This is a genomic window from Bacillus sp. FSL W8-1127 (assembly GCF_038006725.1).
Taxonomy (GTDB): Bacteria; Bacillota; Bacilli; order Bacillales; family DSM-4216; genus Bacillus_O; species Bacillus_O smithii.
Genome location: NZ_JBBOVU010000001.1, coordinates 1112348 through 1130965, shown reverse-complemented (window position 1 = coordinate 1130965; position 18618 = coordinate 1112348). Strand labels below are relative to the sequence as shown.

Genomic DNA, 18618 nt, shown 5'->3' with positions numbered 1-18618 from the left:
CGCACCCCATCTATTTGTTTTAAACCATTCTCTCTTCTTGTTTTATCAGTTGTTTCAATTTTTCTAGCATAGGCTCTCTTAATTCTTCATTTTTTAAAGCAAACTCAATAGTCGTCAAAATAAAGCCCAATTTTTCTCCGACATCATATCGTTTCCCTTCAAAGCAGTAGCCAAACACTTTTTGAGTCTTGCTCAATTTTTGAATGGCGTCGGTAAGCTGAATTTCTCCCCCTGCCCCTCTTTCTTGTTTTTCTAGGTAAGAAAAGATTTCTGGCGTCAGAATATAACGACCCATGATCGCTAAATTAGAAGGGGCTTGTCCTCTTTTCGGTTTTTCCACTAAATTTTTGATTTCATACAGTCGGCCATTCTGAGCCATCGGGTCAATCATTCCATAACGATGACTTTCTTCCAAAGGAACAGGCTGAACTCCAATGACGGATGCTCCCGTTTTTTCATATACATTCATTAGCTGCTTGATGCAAGGAGTTTCCGATTCCACAATATCATCCCCTAATAACACGGCAAAAGGCTCGTCTCCAATAAATTTACGAGCACACCAAACCGCATGGCCCAAACCCAACGGTTCTTTTTGACGAATGTAATGGATGTCAACCATGTTCGATGATTGCTGAACCTTTTCCAACAAATCCAGCTTTCCTGTGTCATAAAGGTTTTTTTCTAATTCAAATGCATGATCAAAATGGTCTTCTATCGCGCGTTTTCCTTTGCCGGTCACGATGATAATATCCTCAATCCCAGAATGAATGGCTTCTTCCACAATATATTGAATGGTAGGCTTATCAACAATGGGAAGCATTTCTTTTGGCATCGCTTTTGTCGCAGGCAAAAAACGTGTTCCCAACCCGGCAGCCGGGATGATCGCTTTTTTTACTGATTTCATGACGTTGCACTCTCCCTTGGATGAAAAATTGGTCTTTTTATCATTTTCACCATTCGTTCAACGGTAGAAAAACTCATATCTTCTAAAAATCCTATTTCTCAAGAAAAAAGAATTTAGCCTTTGTTTATTTTCGGGAAGAATCCATTATGAGTTTAAAAGTTAGGCGATCATGGATACAGTCCATTCACTCGTCCTCTCCATCGACCGTACGATCAAAATGAAATGTCATCATGATGATGACATTCTAAAAGACCTATCTATACCATTAAAAGTTCTGCCGGAATTTTTTATTTTCTATCCATTATTACAATATAGATAATTTCTCAAACCCATTCTTTGAAAATAATAGAATAGATCGCACGACTTCTCCAAGCTCCCGAAAGATCGGCATTGTAACCATTTCCCCCTTCATCCATTCCACGTTTTATTATAATCCCAGTTTCAAGACGAAAAAGCAGTAATCCCGGCAAAGGCTGAAAAGGAGATTGAAAAAGAGTCCTTATACAGGTTAATGAAAAAGCAGACTTTTGACAATAGAGAACGCCAGTGGAAGAATGAATCTAGAACATGCTCACTATTACATCTTATTCATAAAAAAACCTTTACGAATCCTCATTTTATGCTGAAATTCGTAAAGGTTTTACTCATTCATGATTTTATGACAGTGCATCTGATGGATGAACACAATTTTATTTTTTTAAGTTTTTCAATCTATCCAACAAAAGTATGAAAAAGGATAAAAAGATTTAGTAAAATGACTAGCGTTGCGACAATCCAGCTAATGACGGTTGTCATGCGATGATTCACAAGAATCCCCATAATTTTTCGCTTGCTTGTAAAAATAATGAGCGGAATTAAAGCGAAAGCAATGCCAAAAGATAAAACAACTTGGCTGACTACCAACGCTTTTGTAGGATTAATGCCGCTTATAATAATGGCCAACGGCGGCACCATTGTAATGAATCGCCGGACATAAATAGGTATTCTTTTGTTAATAAATCCTTGCATGACCACATCACCAGCCATCGTCCCGACGGAAGAGCTCGACAAGCCAGCAATTAACAAACCAAGACCAAAAAAAGCGGCAGCTGCAGTACCGGATAAATGATGGAAAAGGTAAAAGGCTTTGTCCAAATCTTCTACAACATAACCATTTTTATGGAATAAGGCCGCGGCTACAATCAACATGGCCATATTGATGGCACCCGATATTAACATCGCAAAAAGGATGTCCAAAAACTCAAATTGAAATATTTTCTTTTTCTCTAACTCGCCTTTTCCCACTATACGATTTTGAGTCAAAGAAGAATGAAGGTAAATAGCATGAGGCATGACCGTCGCCCCGAGAATGCCGGAAGCGAGCAGAATACTGTCTGCTCCTATAAACTTCGGCGTCAACAAGCCTTCGGCAACGGCTCCCACATCAGGTTTTGCCAGAACCGTTTGGACCGCAAACGATAAAACCACCATGGAAATCATGACGACAATCACGGTTTCCAATGAACGAAAACCACGGCGCTGACATTCCAAAATCACAAAAGATGCAATAGCGGTGATAAGAGCGGCAGGAACCATAGGCACCCCGAAAAGCAAGTGAAGCCCTAATGATGAACCAATAAACTCAGCCAAATCCGTTGCGATGATCACTAATTCACTTTGAATCCATAAAAAGACGGAAACAGGTTTTGAAAAATATCCCCTTGCTACCTCAGGCAAGTTACGGCCTGTTGCAATTCCTAATTTAGCGGATAAAGATTGAATCAGCACCGCCATTAAATTGGATGCCGCAATCACCCATAACAACGCATAGCCATATTTAGATCCCGCTGTGATATTGGTTGCAAAGTTGCCCGGATCCATATAGGCGACAGAAGCAATAAACGCCGGACCCAAGAAAGGAAAAATGCCTTTCCATCCTTTGATTTTGCCCTCTAAAACCGCCTGGGCTGTATAAATAATTTGTTTATTCTTATCATGATTGTTCATTACGAATGATCCTCTCATTTTTGCATAAACACCTAAAAGTAATACTTCTACAAAAAAGTTTACTTAAGGAAAAAATAATTGTTTTCATCTTAAATCATTCATGCAAAAATGTAAATTATTTTGCACTAATTCTTACTCGCATAGCCTGGTGAGATACATCCATACATCTTAATCCATTCACCATTATGGCAAAGCATCCATATTCAGTCCATATTTTGTGCTAGAAAGAATTATTCTATCAACAATGCTCCGTTCAGGACTTATCTATTATGACAAAATATAAAATGTTTCCATTTCTCCCTTCTAAAATCATTTCACGTATAGAATGAAAGAGACATGCATAGGTCCGTTATAAAAAAACAGCACTCTTTCACCCGATTTAAGGAAGAGTGCTGCAAGAACGTTTATTGGTTTCAAAAATCAACTTCTCAAAAAGCATTGGAGTTCCGCTGAAAATCTTGGAAAATGATTCAAACTTACACCAACAGCTGAATCTGATTTCCTGAAGGATCTTTTGTCATGTATATATCGTTTTCTTCTGTCACGGAAGCATCGATTTTCCGCAACCGGTCGATGATTTGATTTCGAGCTTCATCGCTCGGGAGGACAAGAGAAAACTTTTTCAATCCGACGCTATTTTCTGAAGGCGCAGGTATTCCCACCCCGTTCCAAGTATTTAATCCAATATGATGATGATAGCCGCCTGTCGAGATAAATAACGCCTGTCGACCATATCGGCTTACAATATCAAATCCAAGCCCTTCACGATAAAATTGCTCCGTTTTTTGCAATTCGGAAACGTGCAAATGAATATGTCCAATAACTGTATCGGAAGGAAGTCCTTTCCACGATCCATCTCTTCCTTCTGCAAGCAAATTTTCTACATCCAGCGGCTCTGTTGACATGACCACTTCCCCATTGTTCCAATTCCATGTAGATGATGGACGATCTGCATAAATCTCAATTCCGTTTCCGTCAGGATCCGCTAAATAGAGCGCTTCACTTACAAGGTGATCCGATCCCCCTTGCAATGGATAGCGAATTTGAATAAAATGCAGCAATACTTTCGCCAAGTCCGAACGTGTAGGCAGTAGGATGGCAAAATGGTACAAACCGGTTCTATGCGGCTGTTTCGGTATCACATTTTCCGGTTGCTCAATGGTTACCAGAGGCGTTTTTCCATCCGCTGTAAGGACCGCCTTCTTTTTTGATTGTTCCAGTATTTGAAAACCTATCACGTTTTGGTAAAACGCAAGAGAACGTTCTAAATTGGCCACTTTTAAGTCCACTTGTCCCACAAACGTATGGGGCGGGATGAAATTCCATATTAATTCCCTCTCTTTGAATAAATAATGAAATTCATTTACTTACCTTCAGTTGTAAAAAAGTAGTTTTCAAAATTTATATAGTTACTTTACGTAAGTAATTTTATTATTGTAATTAAAAACTGTAAAGTAACAATCTTGATCATGAAAAATATATTTGAAAATACATGAATGAGGTGGTCATTCGTGCCTTGCCGTTATAATAGTATGTTTTTATTCTTTTAAAGCCAAAACAGACAACGTTCAAAAATGATTCCATTCAACCTGCTTCCATTTTCCGATTGTTAATGTTGCTGCTATGTTTTCCTCATTGTTCAATTCAGCCAAACATTTCTCATTTGCTTATTGTCCACAAAGCTGCTCCATTTCGCATCATCATCTTTTTCAAAATTCGCACAAAATATCAGAATACATGGTTTTTAGATATCAAAACATTTCTTGATACCATTTAGCAGCGGCTTGAATTTCATCCAATGTTAATTGATGGCCTTTATTCTCCCAGTGAATGTCAACTTTCGCATGTGCTTGTTCTAATAAAAGTTGAAGTTCCGATGATTCCTGCGGAGAACAGATGGGATCATTTGTGCCCGCTGCGATGAATACCTTTGTCTCTGACAGATGCGGCAAATCAATCCCTCTTCTTGGAACCATCGGATGAAAGAGAATGGCTCCTTTCAACGCATCTTGATAATGAAACAGTAAGCTTCCGGCGATATTAGCTCCGTTGGAATATCCAATAGCCACTATATTTTTTCGATCGAATGAATACTTCTTTGATGCTTCGTCTAGAAACTCATATAATTCTTTCGTACGGAACACAAGATCTTTTTCATCGAATACGCCTTCCGCCAATCTTCTAAAGAAACGAGGCATTCCGTTTTCCAGCACATTTCCGCGTACACTTAAAACGGAAGCATCCGGGTCGATCATACCGGCCAGAGGCAATAGGTCCGATTCATTGCCCCCTGTTCCATGAAGCAAAAGAAAAGTGGGCTTCGCCGGATCGCGGCCTTGTTGAAATAGATGTCTCATGATTTTTCTCCTTTCATACCTCATAACAAGGAAGACGGCTCATTCAATTTCCGATTTTCTTATGGATTGGATCAATGATCGAATCCCAATCATCTAGTCCTGCTTTTAAAAAGAAATTTTTACTTCTGAGTTTTGTCCAATTCTCTTACTTGAATAGACGGCAAAATTTGTTCCAATTTGCTTCTGTACGGTTCATACCACTCAGGCAGCATTAAATTTTCTCCTAATTTTTCCGGTTCTTCATCAATGGCAAATCCCGGTGGGTCTGTGGCCATTTCAAATAAAATTTTCCCATATTCTCTGAAGTAAATAGAGTGAAAATAATTTCTGTCCTGTACAGGCGTTACTGGATATCCGTGTTTTTCGATGCGTTCTTTCCAATCCAACTGATCCTCGTCATTCTCTGTACGCCAAGCGATATGATGGACCGTTCCGACCCCTACTTGACCGCGGCCGGTTGGAGATGTTTTCAAATCAACCACATTCCCAATGTCGCTTGTCGACCGAAAACGGATATATTCTCCTTCCTCTCCTGCTTGTTCAAGCCCCAGTACGTTTTCGAGCAATTCAGCTGTTTTTTCAGGATCGGCAGAGAAAAGAACGGCTCCTCCAAAACCTTTAATGGCGACATCAGAGGTCACGCCGCCAAAACTCCATTGGCTGTTGTCTCCTTCTTTTCTCTCCACCAATTCTATTTCCAACCCATGAGGATCGCTCAAACGTAAATATTGTTCGCCAAATCGTTCTAGTTTGGAAAATGGAACGTGGAATTTCTCGAGCCTTTGTTCCCAAAACAGCATAGCGCCTTTTGGAACAACATATGTTGTCACTCCCACTTGTCCGTCGCCGATTTTCCCTCTGCGCCCATCTGGCCATGGGAAAAAGGTGATAATCGTGCCCGGTTTTCCGGCTTCATTGCCAAAATAAAAGTGGTAAGTGCCCGGATCATCGAAATTAATCGTTTTCTTCACCAATCGCAATCCCAGCACACCAGCATAAAAGTCGACATTTTCCTGCGGATTCCCCACAATGGCTGTGATGTGATGGATCCCTTTTGTTTTCTTCCCCATCATTCTTCTCTCCTTGAATAGATTGATTCCTTTCCTGATGAAGCAAGTATGGATCATTTTCTAAAAATACAAGTATCTTCCTCGCTTTTGCATGTTAAAAAAGAAGGGGCAAATTTTCTATAATGGATTCTATAATGGCTGATTCACTCTATTGCCCCTCCATACTCATTTACTTTAAATTCTCTTTTGATTCCCTCACATTTTGGACAAAATCGTTTTAGAAAAGAACGGCATCCAAAGCATATTGGCCAGGACCTGTAAGAGCAACCCCAATGGCAACTGCAATTAATATAAGATTCAATTCATAACCATTTTGTGTCGCCCAAAATCCATTCGGTCCGTGAACTTTTGCAATCGCAACGATCATGGTCGCAGCGATCATGATTCCCGCAAGAGGTGTTAGTAATCCTAGAGCGAATAACAATCCCCCTGCAAATTCTGCTAAACCGGCCAGAAAAGCCATCGTTGCACCTGGTTTAATGCCAATCGATTCCATCCATTGACCGGTGCCCTTTATTCCATAGCCTCCAAACCAGCCGAACAATTTTTGAGCTCCATGGCCGACAAACGATAATCCAATCACTAAACGAATAATTAACAAACCAATACTCATCATCATTTTCTCCTCCCTCAATAAAGTTTATTTTTCTCCCGAATACTCGCTTTTTCTCAAAATTTCATAGACACTTAATAGAATACACACCTCATTTAATGGATATATGTTGAATTTTTTTAAATAATTTACATGGTAGGGGGCATCCTATCAACCAAATTGTATTTATTTGGTAAAAATAAGGTATAACCGTGCTTCATCATCTCCACATCACTCACGGTCGCTAACCCTCCCACATCTCTCCGGATTGAATTCCATACATTCCTTCGTCCTGCGTATCCATGAGGTGGAGGTTGGATATGCTCCTTTGCTGGGTCACATGCCCGTATGGAATAAATAAGCTCCAACTCTGCACTATTGGTGTTTGTCATTTGAGATAATTACGGTATTCTGAAATGATTTCATGAACTTAATAAAGCCTTAAGCTGCCTGTAATGAATCGATTTGAGGCAAACCTCTCAATAACTTTGAACCATCAAATTCACACTGTTTTTGACCAATGACAAATAAGACACGTAGTAATTTACAACACAAGGCAATCAGTGACTGCTGTTTCTTCAAAGGTCGATCAGGACGCTTTGTGTAGTATTGATGCAGGGCTTTAAACGTTGGATTATGGGCAACGAGTGGACGAATGGCCAAGTATAAAGCTCTTCGCAATCGACTTCGTCCTCGTTTTGTGATCTTGGTTTGCCCCTTAAACTTCCCGGAACTATGTTCACGTAATGACAGCCCTGCCAGATTTACTAATTGCTGGGGATGACTATACTTTGTTATATCCCCGACCTCAGCGAAGAATAGCGCGACTGTTGTAGGACCTAAGCCTTGAATATTGATCATTTCCTTCGCTCCAGGTATCGTTACTACAAGTGCTTCCAGATCCTTATCTAACTGTCCTAATTGCTCTTTGTATAGCTCATATTGATCGAGTAAATAATCCAATTCACGTTTAGCAAACTTGATACCAATTTGGATACCAATGCTCTTTTTCGCTGCTTCTATTAACTTTGTAGCTCGTTTGATTCCTACACCACGGTTTACTTCTTGTTTCCATTTCGCAAGAACTTCTTCTGATGTCATTTCTTTAATCTGAGAGGGGAATGGAAAGTTTCTTAATGTACAAAGAGCTGCCTTTCCTTCCCAGTCTTTAAATACATCGAAAAACTCCGGAAAGTAACGCTGGATGTGATTTTGAATACGACCTTCTGTGATCATAAGCTGCTGGATGAGCTGATCTCTTAATTTGACGCCTTCTCTTAGCTCTGCATAGATGCCATCTAAGAGATTTGGTACGGAGTATCGCCCATCTTTAATCAGCTGTGCAATCACACGTGCATCTTTCGTATCGTTTTTAGTTGGAGAGTTATCATCCAGCTCTTTAGTTTTTTTGACATGCATAGGATTGACCAAGACAAAGTCATAACCTTTAGCAGTCAAGAAATAGGCCAGACTCAGCCAGAAATGACCGGTCGGCTCAACACCAAAAATGACATGTGTTTTTTGGTGTTCCTTTTGATGCCTCGAAACCCAATCAAGCAGTTTTTGATAGCCATGTATGCGATTTTCAAAGATCAGTCTTTTTCCAAATTCGATTCCTCGATCATCCTGAGCTCGAGCGACGTGTTTGTCTTTGGCGATATCAATGCCTACAATTAATGTTGATGGTGTAATTTGCGAGATTTTACGATTTTGCGTATAATTCATCTTGAGTCCTCCTTGGTAATTATTAATTCGGGGTCAATGCATTGACACCCTGTACTATACCAAGAGGGCTCTTTTTGTTTCAAACCTCAAATTTCTTCATTACAGGAATAGCTCCTTTAAAATTTATTTTGATCTATATTGAAGGGGCCCATTCTCGCCCCGTGCTTAGGGTGCGCTTTCCTTATTCATACTAAGGAAACGTTCCACTATTCCATCCTGTCTAAAAACCAACAGACATCATCATCTTGTTATTTCCACCCCCCTTATATTCGTTTTCTTCCACCTCATTATCTTAAATCCAAGTATCTTGAATTTGAGATAATAGTAACGCACATCCAATCTTTTGTCAACTCTTATGTTGTAGATTGGAAAATTTTATTGAATGGTATTTTTTGTTCAATCCGCAAAAGGAAAGAACAAAATAAAAATGAGCGTGATGGCAGGATCAAATAAAGCATTTATCGTATAGTGAAAAAATTATGAGATCGATCAAAACCTCCATAAAACATTGGTTTCCTTTGAATTTTATTTTGATTGTTCACATAGTATTCGAATAAAAGCTGTTTCTTCCTGCCGAATCAACACCCAAATAACAGGAATTTTTCTTTTTATGCTAAAAAAGGTTGTGCCCTATAGTGGACACAACCTTTTGGATCCGGCAAGCTCTTCCTGACATCGGTTGAACTCTTTTTTTTCCATTAATCCAATTCTGCTAATTTCGCTTTTAAATATTCGATTGACGTTCTTGCATACCAATCAGGTTCTGATTGTCTCGTATGAAATCCTACTTCCATTGACAAATAACCGTCATAATGAATATCTTTTAACGCTTTTAATAAAGATGGAAAATCGCCTCTTCCTTGTCCGGGCGGAAGTCGGTCATGATCAGAAATGTGGACGTGGTGAAGGTATTCTCCCATTCGATAAGCATAATCGCTTGGCACTTCATTTCTGTATAAAGCATGGAAAGTGTCAAACATTACTTTTACATTGGATAAGCCTGTTTGTTCCCTTAAAAGCAAGGCATCATCGGCTGTTTCAATTAAATTGCTGTCCGCAGGAGTAGGTTCTACTACCATCGTCACCCCATGTTTTTTGGCGAAATTGGCTACATCTATTAAACCTTGCAAACTATAATTCCACGCATCTTGTTGAGAAGTGCCATGGACAACCCAGCCGGCAACCCAGATAACGGTTGGACATTCCCATTCAGAAGCTAGCCGTACCACTTCTTTGTAATGGTTGATGGTAAACTTTCTTTCTTCCGCCAGAGGAGAACTCGGATTCATCCCCGGCCCGCCGCCTGGAGCGGGCAACATTGCTGATACTTTTAAGTTCTTTTCTTTTAATAATTTTAAAATCTCTCGTCTTCTTTCATTTGATAAATAGTCCGGCCACGCATGCGGACTGGCGCATCCTATTTCAATCGCATCATAGCCAAATGACGAAATTCGTTTAATCACTTCTTCTAACGGATAAGAAGGAACCCAAGTTGGAAAACTGCTGTAAACCCAAGTATTAAAAGATATACCCTTCATCTTGTACATCCCCTTTTCAAAATTCATTCCCAAACAAATACCGCTTTTTCCGTTTTGCGCTCATCAAACAGCCGAAAAGCTGTTTCAGCCTCTTCCAACTTAAATCGATGAGTGACCAATTTTTCGACGGGCAATTTTTTTCGGATGATAAATTGCGCAATTTCCTCATATTCATGAATGGGGAAATACCAAGAACCTATAACTGTTATTTGTTTACGAATGAACTGATCACTTGGCTTAATCGTTGTGCTTTTGCTCTCGCCAATCCATGCGACTCGTCCGTGAGGGCGGACACAATCCAACGCATTATTTTCAGCTTGCGCGTTTCCGGAACAATCAATGGCAGCATCTGCGCCACGGCCATTTGTAATCCGAAAGATTTCTTCCAGTACATTGACCTTTTTACCATTAACGATATAATCCGCTCCAAGCTCTTTTGCAACTTGCAGCCGTTCATCCAGCATATCTACGGCAATGACCGTTGCCCCCAATCCTTTGGCGATCATGACACCCGCACCGCCCATTGGCCCTAAACCAAAAATCACTAAGACATCTCTTCCGGAGATCCCCAGCCTCTTTTGTGCATGGTATAATGTGCCAATGGCATCAGTAGAGACGGCAGCAGCAACAAAACTCATTTCATCGGGAATTTTCATACAATTTTCAGCCGGAGCCACCATGTAGTCAGCATCTCCGCCATGAGCGTCAAATCCAATGCATTGAAATTCTTTACAAAACATTTTATAACCGCTTTTACAATATGAACATTCTCCACAGCCCAATGCTAAATAAACAGCCACCTGGTCTCCGGGATAGTAGGAATGTACACCTTCTCCTACTTGAACAATTTCTCCTGCCGGTTCATGTCCCGGAATAATGGACCCTGTTTTCGCCTTTTCTCCGCCGACAACAGGGTCGCCGTAATATAAGCTCATATCGCTTCGGCAAATGGCTGACGCTTTCATTTTGATTAACACTTCACCTGGTCCTGGAGTCGGAATGGGATATTCTCGCACTTCCACCTTTTTATCTCCAGGAAATATAACCGCTTTCATTTTCGTGATCCACTCCCCTGTAATCATTATGCAGCAGGCCCCAAGAGACAATCATATAAGATCAATCGTTTTCGAAAATTTCATAGAAATTAAGCCCACCACATTTCTTCTACCGGCTCTTTGAAGAGCGCTCCTTTTAATAAAGAAATCGCCTTGCCTAAGCCTTCATCTATGGAAGCAAGCATATCCTCGTGTTCAATGGAAACCACATAATCATACCCAACGGCGCTAAGAGCGCTGAGCATATCTTTCCATGCCTTTTCATCCATACCGTATCCAACGGATCTAAATGTCCAGGAGCGATTCAAAATATCGCTGTAATGTTTTGTATCCAATACGCCATTGACACGAATATTCGCTTCATCCAGATAAATATCTTTTGCATGGAAATGAAAAATGGCATTTTCTTTTCCTAATTTTTTAATCGCCTCAACGGGATGAATCCCTTGCCAAACGAGATGGCTTGGATCAAAGTTGGCACCGATGGCAGGTCCGACATGTTCCCTTAATTTTAGTAAAGTTTCCGGATTGTAAACAACAAAACCAGGATGCATTTCAAAGGCAATCTTCTTAATTCCGTGTGACTCCGCAAACTTGGATTCTTCTTTCCAATAAGGAATAACGACTTGGTTCCATTGCCAATCTAGAATTTCTAAATATTCCGGCGGCCAGGAACAAGTGACCCAGTTTGGAAACTTCGCATTTTCGTGATCGCCCGGACATCCGGCAAATCCATTGATCACGGGCACTTCTAGACGTTCTGCCAACAGAACCGTTTTCCTCCAAACCTCATGAGCTTCTTTTGCAGCCTTTTTATTCGGGTGAAGGGGATTTCCATGACAGCTTAATCCGCTGATGGTTAACCCTCTGCTTTCGATCGCATGTAAAAAAGATCTGATTTTTTCAGGATTATTGAGCAGCTCGTCCGGATCGCAATGGCTGTTTCCCGGATAATTGCCTGTTCCCAGCTCAACCGCCTCTACCCCCATCTCGCACAGCTTATCTAACATCTCTTCAAACGGAAGATTTTGATAAAGAACGGTAAATACGCCTAGTTTCATGAATGTACCTCCTAATCTGCCTTCACTTTCACCCATTTTTGTTGTTCATGACTTTCTAAAATGGCATCCGTAATACACATCGATACATGACCATCTTCAAATGTGGCAAAATTTGCTTTATCTCTCAGCGGGTCTTTGCCTTCTTGAATAAAGGTATAAAAATGGAGCATCATATTTTTTAAAGAGTCCGGCCAACCTTCATTGTGTCCCCCAGGATGATGAATATATGATCTTGCTTTCGGCGTGAATAAAGCAGGATCCGCTAAGAGAATTTCATTCGGCCTGTCCCGATGCCCAATCCATAATTTCTCAGGTTCTTCTTGATTCCAATAGGCCGATTTTTGGCTGCCATCAATTTCAAAACTGAGCCTGTTTTTTCTTCCGGCGCTTACTTGTGAAACCGTGAAAACACCTCTTGCTCCATCTTCAAAACGTACAAGGACAGAAGCATAATCTTCTGTTTGTATCGGAACATCTTCGGATGCTTCCTGTCCTTTTTGTGTTCCAAACGTCGTGACATGGGATGATGGTTTTTTCCTAATCGGTATCACCGTGGCCAAATCAGCAAATACTTCCACAATTTTTTTGCCGGTTATTCTAATTTTCATTTTTTTCCACTACAGATTTTTTATCATTCAAGAATTAAAATAAAACTACTTTTCTGTGGTTTGGCAGCTTGGCCTTTTCCTTAGAAGAAAATGAAATTGATCTCCAAAAGAAAGGTAGGATCCTATTGATTAAACTAGTCTTAATGGATTTAGATAATACATTATTGCCCTTTCAATCGTATTGGGAAGAAGCAAATAAGGATGTTTTCCACTCTTCTCATTTAACGAAAAACCTTGATTATCATAAATTTCTCTCTTTATTTAAAAGATATGATAAAGAATTATGGAACCTCCATTCCCAAAATGTCATATCTTTAGATGAATTGCGTCAACAAAGATTAATAAAAACGTTAAACGATTTTCAAATTGATATTACGGTTGAAGAATCTCAGCAGTATTTTCAAGAGTTTTTTCAGAATTTATTAGATAGGATCACTCCAGACTTTACGCTACATCATCTGTTGACGTCCATAAAAAGCCATTATGAACTTGCGATTTTAACAAACGGGAAAAAATCAGAGCAAAAAGAAAAAATAAAGAGAATGGGACTGGATCAAATCATTAAACCTACCCATATTTTTATTTCAGAGGAGATCGGTTTTGAAAAACCCAATCCTAAAGCATTTTATTATGTTTTAGATAAATTAAATAAGAATCGTGAAGAGGCTATCTACGTTGGAGATTCTTGGTTAAATGATATAGAAGGTTCGGTGAAAGCCGGTCTTAAAGCTGTATGGATCCATCCTTCTTCCACTTTGCCAGACCCTTCTTATCATTCAAAAGTGTATATATGCCCGTCTATTTTAGAACTGGAAGAAGTTTTACAAACGATCCAGATCCCAAACTAAACTCAACAAAGTGACAATGTCTAAAGCTCTTTATCGGACAATTGGATGAGATGATGTTCTAAATTTAGCAGGACTAAAAAAGAAAACCATATTCTTATCGAAAGAATATGGTTTTCTCAGAGTGTAGACAAAAGGCATCCGAATGTGCGCTTTCGGATGCCTTTTGTCACTTTTATGCTTTCAAATGTTTGGAATAGACCCCTCCAGGGGTCTATTTTATGTTATTGCTGGACTTTTCCATGTCCAGCAAGCCATCTTTTTCAAATTCATTGCAGCAAAAGTTAGCATCGCCTGCATGGACAATTTTTTTAGACCTCTTAAGGTTGTCCAACGCATACCATGCTTTTCCTTTGCATCAGCAAAAACACGTTCAATGGTTTCTTTCCGTCTTGCATAAATGCTCTTATTCTCTTGTGTATGCCGAAGATGATCAGCTTCCTCTAAATAAAATTCCCATACATGTCGCTGAATCAGTTTTTTATGCTCCTTACTTTGGGTGCACTTCGAAAGGAATGGACAATCTTTACACTGGACTGGATCAGAAAAATATTGACGATAGCCTTCCTTCGTCGTAGTTGCATATTTTAACACTTGTCCTTGCGGACAAAGATAACAATCGTAGTATTCATCGTAAACATACTCATGTTTTTTGAAATAACCATCCTTTGTACGAGGGCGAGTATAAGGTAAAGCAGGGGTCATATCATTTTCAAATATGTATTGGGCAACGGCGGGAGTTTTATATCCAGCGTCAGCAGCAACTACAACCGGTTTTCCATGTTTTTCTATGACTTTTTCAAGAAGTGGCTCCAATACGGAACTGTCATGAATATTCCCTGGCGTTACAATAGCCCCCAAAACAAAGCCATTTCGATCCGCAGCAGCATGGAATGAGTAAGCAAACTGTTTTGTTCGCTCGTCTTTTACGTAGTAACCACTTTCCGGATCAGTGGTACTTTCTTTTATTTCTTTATATTCTTCTTTCCCAAATTTATCTGGAGGAAATGGCTTTTTTCCATGTGCTTCTCGATCAGCATTTATCTCATCTTGTAGACGTGCTTGATAGGCTTTCGTTTCTTTTCGAACCACTTTCTTCTCAAATTTATGCTTATTCGCACTCGCTTTGACATGAGTAGAATCAATAAAGACATGCTCACTGCTTATCAGCTTCTTATCTGCAGCTTCTTTCAAAATGCGATAGAATATCTGTTCAAATAAGTCTGTATCCTTAAAGCGTCGCTCGTAGTTTTTCCCAAACGTTGAAAAGTGAGGTACCTTATCATAAAAACCAAATCCAAGAAACCAACGGTAAGCCAGATTCGTTTCGATTTCCTCTATAGTTTTTCGCATGGAACGAATACCGAAGGTATATTGGATGAAAGCCATTTTAATCAATACAACTGGATCAATACTTGGTCGACCTCTTTCCGATGAATACATGTCTTGAACAAGCGAATAGATAAATGAAAAATCAATAGCAGCGTCGATTTTACGAACCAAATGATCTGCAGGTACAAGTTGGTCTAAAGCTATCATTTCTATTTGATCACGATTCATCTGTGTATTTTTTGTTAGCACTTCATCCACCTCAATTCATTACGGTATCTTAATTATACAAAAAAACGCTTCTTTCTCCTTATTAGAAAGTTCGAAAAAAGTTTATGTTCTTTTAGTACAATCTTTTCTAAGAAATATATGTATATACAGCAAGTGCAAAAAAAGGAGCTCTTACATGATCATTAAATATTATTCTTTTACCATTAAATAAAGAAAGTATGGAACTCCAATGATCGACACAACGATTCCAACCGGTATCTCTGCGGGTGCTACAATATTTCTTGCGATCGTATCGGATATTAACAAAAGGAGCGTCCCTACTAAGGCTGACACGGGCAATAACAACTTATGTTTCGGACCTACTAATTTTCTGGCAATATGCGGAGAAATCAGACCTAAAAAAGAGATCGTTCCTGCGACAGAAGTAGCGACTCCGGCCAATGCAACCGCAAAAAGAATCAGTATCCGTCGTGCTTTTTCCACTTGAACGCCTAATCCGATGGACAAGTGATCGCCTAAAAGGAAAACATCTAAAAATCTTGCCTTATAAATTGCGAAAAACAGAAAGACTATGATCCATGGTAATATGGTGATGACATATATCCAACTAGTCCCCCATATGCTGCCTGAAATCCAAACCATTACTCTATTAAATTCCTGTGTGGTAAATCGAAGTTGAAAGATAATCATGAGAGCTTGAAAAGCAGAGTTTATTCCGATCCCGATTAAAATCAATCTTGTAGGATTGATCCCTTTTTTCCAGGCAAACAAGTAGATGAGCACGGCCCCCAATATCGATCCAAAGAAAGCTACAACAGGCATCGTCCATATAGTTAAATTACTTACCCCGTCGTAAACATTCCCGTTCATAAAATATATGTACATCACGACAGCTAACGCCGCTCCCGAACTAATTCCCATGATGCCAGGATCCGCTAAATCGTTTTTGGTGATGCTTTGAAGAATGGCGCCAGATACGGCTAAAGCGGTACCTACCAGTATCGCCATCACAATTCTGGGGAGTCTCATACTAAAGAGAACGATTTCTTGTTTTCTAGTACCTTGTCCAAGAAAGGTTTGAACGACTTCCCATGGTTTGATCGAAAAAGAGCCTAATTGTAAACTAATCAGAATCGTGAATAGAATAAGAATTATAAAAACCGTTGTAATCCAAATCACTCTTTTCCGTTTACCATATGTGATCATGACACTCTAGCACCCTTTCTTACAAGATACAGAAAAAACGGCACTCCTAATAGAGCTGTTATGGAACCTACGGGAGTTTCGTAAGGCTGATTGATCATTCTTGCGATGATATCGCTAAACACTAGCAAAGTAGCCCCCAACACAAATGAACAAGGAATAATCAATCGATAATCCGGCCCAACCAAACTTCTTACTATCTGAGGCACTATAAGCCCTACAAAAGCAATATTTCCCGCCACTGCTACGGAACTACCACTTAACAAAATAACGATGATGATTCCCATTATTCTTACAGTATTTGTCTTTTTCCCTAGACCAATCGCAACTTCTTCCCCTAAGCTTAAGATGGTAATGCTCGGTGAAAGGATGATGGCCGCAATGACTCCCCAAATCCCTGCGAAAAAGAGCAACTGGACCCCTTCCCATTTTGCCGTTGTCAATCCACCTACAATCCAAAAACTCAATTGCTGTGATAAATTGTGGTACATGGCAATGGCCACCGCCACTGATATAAACAAAGTCCCGAGCGCTGTTCCGGCTAAAGCCAGCTTGGCGGGATCCACACCATTTTTCGACCTGGAGCTGAGAAAATATACTAGTAATCCACTCAAACTTGCACCTATAAACGCAATAAACATAAAGCCTGCGCCACCTATTTTCGCTTGCATTGCAAAAGCAATGGATATAGTGAGAGTGGCGCCTTGAGTGATGCCTAAAACGGAGGGTTCTGCAATCGGATTCCTTGTCATTCCTTGCATAACGGCGCCTGATACGGCCAGGAATGCTCCAACCAGAGCCGCTGCGACTGCTCTAGGCAATCTCACATCTCTCACAATTTGAGAGTCTAAAGCATGTTTTCTCGTAAAGATACTGTTCATGACGGTCGAAAAACTGATGTCTTTCGCTCCTAGAGAGATGGAAAGTCCAATACCAAAAACCAACAGTATCAACCCAACTATCAAGAGAGAAATCGTCATGATGACTCGCCGAGACGTCAATTTTTGATGATATACTTGTGATATTTCATCCATTGTGTATTTGCTCCTCCTGAAAAAGCAATACGGGCTGACAAAAGGTAGGACTATTCCTTTCGTCAACCCTGCTTACTATCCTATTTCTTTGTTACTTTTTCTTTTATGTCATCTAGCAGAAGTTCTTTTCCGATTGGTTGATAACATTGAGTAAAGTAAGGGGAGCTATTAAGGAATGTTACATTCCCTTCTTTCACAGCTCTCATCGATTTCCACACAGGATTGCTTTCTAAATTTTTCTTATCTGCATCGGTGGCAATCATAATGATGTGATCGGCATCAATTTTGGATAATCCTTCAATCGTCACTACAGGCAATGTAATTCCTTTTTGTTTTGGCAGATTAGCTGGTTTTTTCAACTTCATATCATCATAAAGAATGGACCCCACACCGGCATCGGCTAATACAAAGAATTGGCCGCCGCTCGCTAATACGGATAAATACGTTTGATCCCCGTTTTTAGCTGCAATTTCTTTTCCATCTTCTTTCGCCTTTTGGTCATAAGCGCTCAGCCATTTTTTGGCATCTTTTTCTTGACCAAATAACTTGGCGACATCCATCATTCTGGCTCTCCAATCATTTCCATAATCCTTCATTACAACAACGGGTGCAATCTTTTTCAATTGATCATAAATTTTTTCTTGTCTTTCGCTCATGATAATCAAATCAGGATTCGTATCCAATATCGCTTCTACATCCATCGTATCGTTCATGTTATAGCCTACAATTTTTGCATTCTTCATTTTATCTTTCAGATAGCTTGGGAACTCTTTTATGTTATAGGCATCACTGTTGGCGGTCGCCACCGGCGTATGACCTAAGATGAGCAAGTCTTCGCTGGCACCGGAAATATCCGCAATGCGTTTCGGATTCGCCGGAATTTTCACATCGCCTTTGAGCGTGCTGACCACTCTAGTTTTATTATCCTCTTTGGCTTCTTCTTTTTTATTAGAGCACCCAGAAAATATAGTAAGTGTTAAAAATAATGCGACGATAAGCGCTAAAGACATTTTGTTCTTCATGGTGTTTCCTCCTATACATTTCTTAAAATGACTAATTGATGCTGTTATATAAATGGGC

16 protein-coding genes are annotated in these 18618 nt (G+C 39.8%); 1 reads left to right on the top strand and 15 read right to left on the bottom strand.

The window, feature by feature from the left end; genetic code table 11:
• Window positions 1-19: 19 nt before the first annotated feature.
• From galU to NST12_RS05335, 11 genes are all read right to left on the bottom strand, one after another.
• Complete coding sequence (gene galU, locus NST12_RS05385; protein WP_048622994.1) at window positions 20-904, bottom strand: UTP--glucose-1-phosphate uridylyltransferase GalU; 885 nt, start codon at window positions 902-904, stop codon at window positions 20-22.
• Window positions 905-1615: 711 nt separating this feature from the next.
• Window positions 1616-2890 carry an Nramp family divalent metal transporter gene (locus NST12_RS05380; protein ID WP_048624409.1) on the bottom strand — a complete coding sequence of 425 codons (1275 nt, stop codon included), beginning with the start codon at window positions 2888-2890 and terminating at the stop codon, window positions 1616-1618.
• 476 nt (window positions 2891-3366) lie between these two features.
• The gene (locus NST12_RS05375; protein WP_244878048.1) at window positions 3367-4167 is read right to left on the bottom strand and encodes a VOC family protein; all 801 of its coding nucleotides are present in this window, start codon (window positions 4165-4167) and stop codon (window positions 3367-3369) included.
• Between the two features lie 474 nt (window positions 4168-4641).
• Entirely contained in the window at window positions 4642-5247 is a 606-nt protein-coding gene (locus NST12_RS05370; protein ID WP_048622991.1) for an alpha/beta hydrolase, read from the bottom strand.
• Between the two features lie 119 nt (window positions 5248-5366).
• Complete coding sequence (locus tag NST12_RS05365) at window positions 5367-6317, bottom strand: ring-cleaving dioxygenase (protein WP_048622990.1); 951 nt, start codon at window positions 6315-6317, stop codon at window positions 5367-5369.
• A gap of 217 nt (window positions 6318-6534) precedes the next feature.
• A complete protein-coding gene (locus tag NST12_RS05360; protein WP_048622989.1) occupies window positions 6535-6933 on the bottom strand; it encodes a DoxX family protein in 399 nt (132 codons plus the stop codon).
• A 417-nt stretch (window positions 6934-7350) separates the two neighbouring features.
• A complete protein-coding gene (locus tag NST12_RS05355; RefSeq protein WP_270584767.1) occupies window positions 7351-8634 on the bottom strand; it encodes an IS110 family transposase in 1284 nt (427 codons plus the stop codon).
• 698 nt (window positions 8635-9332) lie between these two features.
• Complete coding sequence (locus NST12_RS05350) at window positions 9333-10172, bottom strand: sugar phosphate isomerase/epimerase family protein (protein ID WP_048622988.1); 840 nt, start codon at window positions 10170-10172, stop codon at window positions 9333-9335.
• A 23-nt stretch (window positions 10173-10195) separates the two neighbouring features.
• On the bottom strand, window positions 10196-11227 hold the full coding sequence (locus NST12_RS05345) for a zinc-dependent alcohol dehydrogenase family protein (RefSeq protein ID WP_048624408.1): 1032 nt from the start codon (window positions 11225-11227) through the stop codon (window positions 10196-10198).
• A gap of 89 nt (window positions 11228-11316) precedes the next feature.
• Window positions 11317-12288, bottom strand: a complete 972-nt coding sequence (locus tag NST12_RS05340; protein WP_048622987.1) for a sugar phosphate isomerase/epimerase family protein — start codon at window positions 12286-12288, stop codon at window positions 11317-11319.
• Between the two features lie 11 nt (window positions 12289-12299).
• Window positions 12300-12896 (bottom strand): Gfo/Idh/MocA family protein, encoded by a 597-nt coding sequence (locus NST12_RS05335; RefSeq protein ID WP_244878046.1) that lies wholly within the window; start codon window positions 12894-12896, stop codon window positions 12300-12302.
• 125 nt (window positions 12897-13021) lie between these two features.
• On the opposite strand from NST12_RS05335, the gene NST12_RS05330 reads away from it, so the two are divergent.
• Window positions 13022-13744 carry an HAD family hydrolase gene (locus NST12_RS05330; RefSeq protein WP_048622986.1) on the top strand — a complete coding sequence of 241 codons (723 nt, stop codon included), beginning with the start codon at window positions 13022-13024 and terminating at the stop codon, window positions 13742-13744.
• Window positions 13745-13960: 216 nt separating this feature from the next.
• On the opposite strand, the gene NST12_RS05325 is transcribed toward NST12_RS05330, so the two are convergent.
• The 4 genes from NST12_RS05325 to NST12_RS05310 form a co-directional block, all read right to left on the bottom strand.
• Window positions 13961-15322: an IS1182 family transposase gene (locus tag NST12_RS05325; protein WP_048622333.1), complete on the bottom strand. Its 1362-nt coding sequence runs from the start codon at window positions 15320-15322 to the stop codon at window positions 13961-13963.
• Between the two features lie 168 nt (window positions 15323-15490).
• Window positions 15491-16507 carry a FecCD family ABC transporter permease gene (locus NST12_RS05320; protein WP_048622985.1) on the bottom strand — a complete coding sequence of 339 codons (1017 nt, stop codon included), beginning with the start codon at window positions 16505-16507 and terminating at the stop codon, window positions 15491-15493.
• Complete coding sequence (locus tag NST12_RS05315) at window positions 16504-17538, bottom strand: FecCD family ABC transporter permease (protein ID WP_048622984.1); 1035 nt, start codon at window positions 17536-17538, stop codon at window positions 16504-16506. The genes NST12_RS05320 and NST12_RS05315 overlap by 4 nt, the downstream gene beginning before the upstream one ends.
• 80 nt (window positions 17539-17618) lie before the next feature.
• Complete coding sequence (locus tag NST12_RS05310) at window positions 17619-18560, bottom strand: ABC transporter substrate-binding protein (protein ID WP_003354245.1); 942 nt, start codon at window positions 18558-18560, stop codon at window positions 17619-17621.
• Window positions 18561-18618 lie beyond the last annotated feature (58 nt).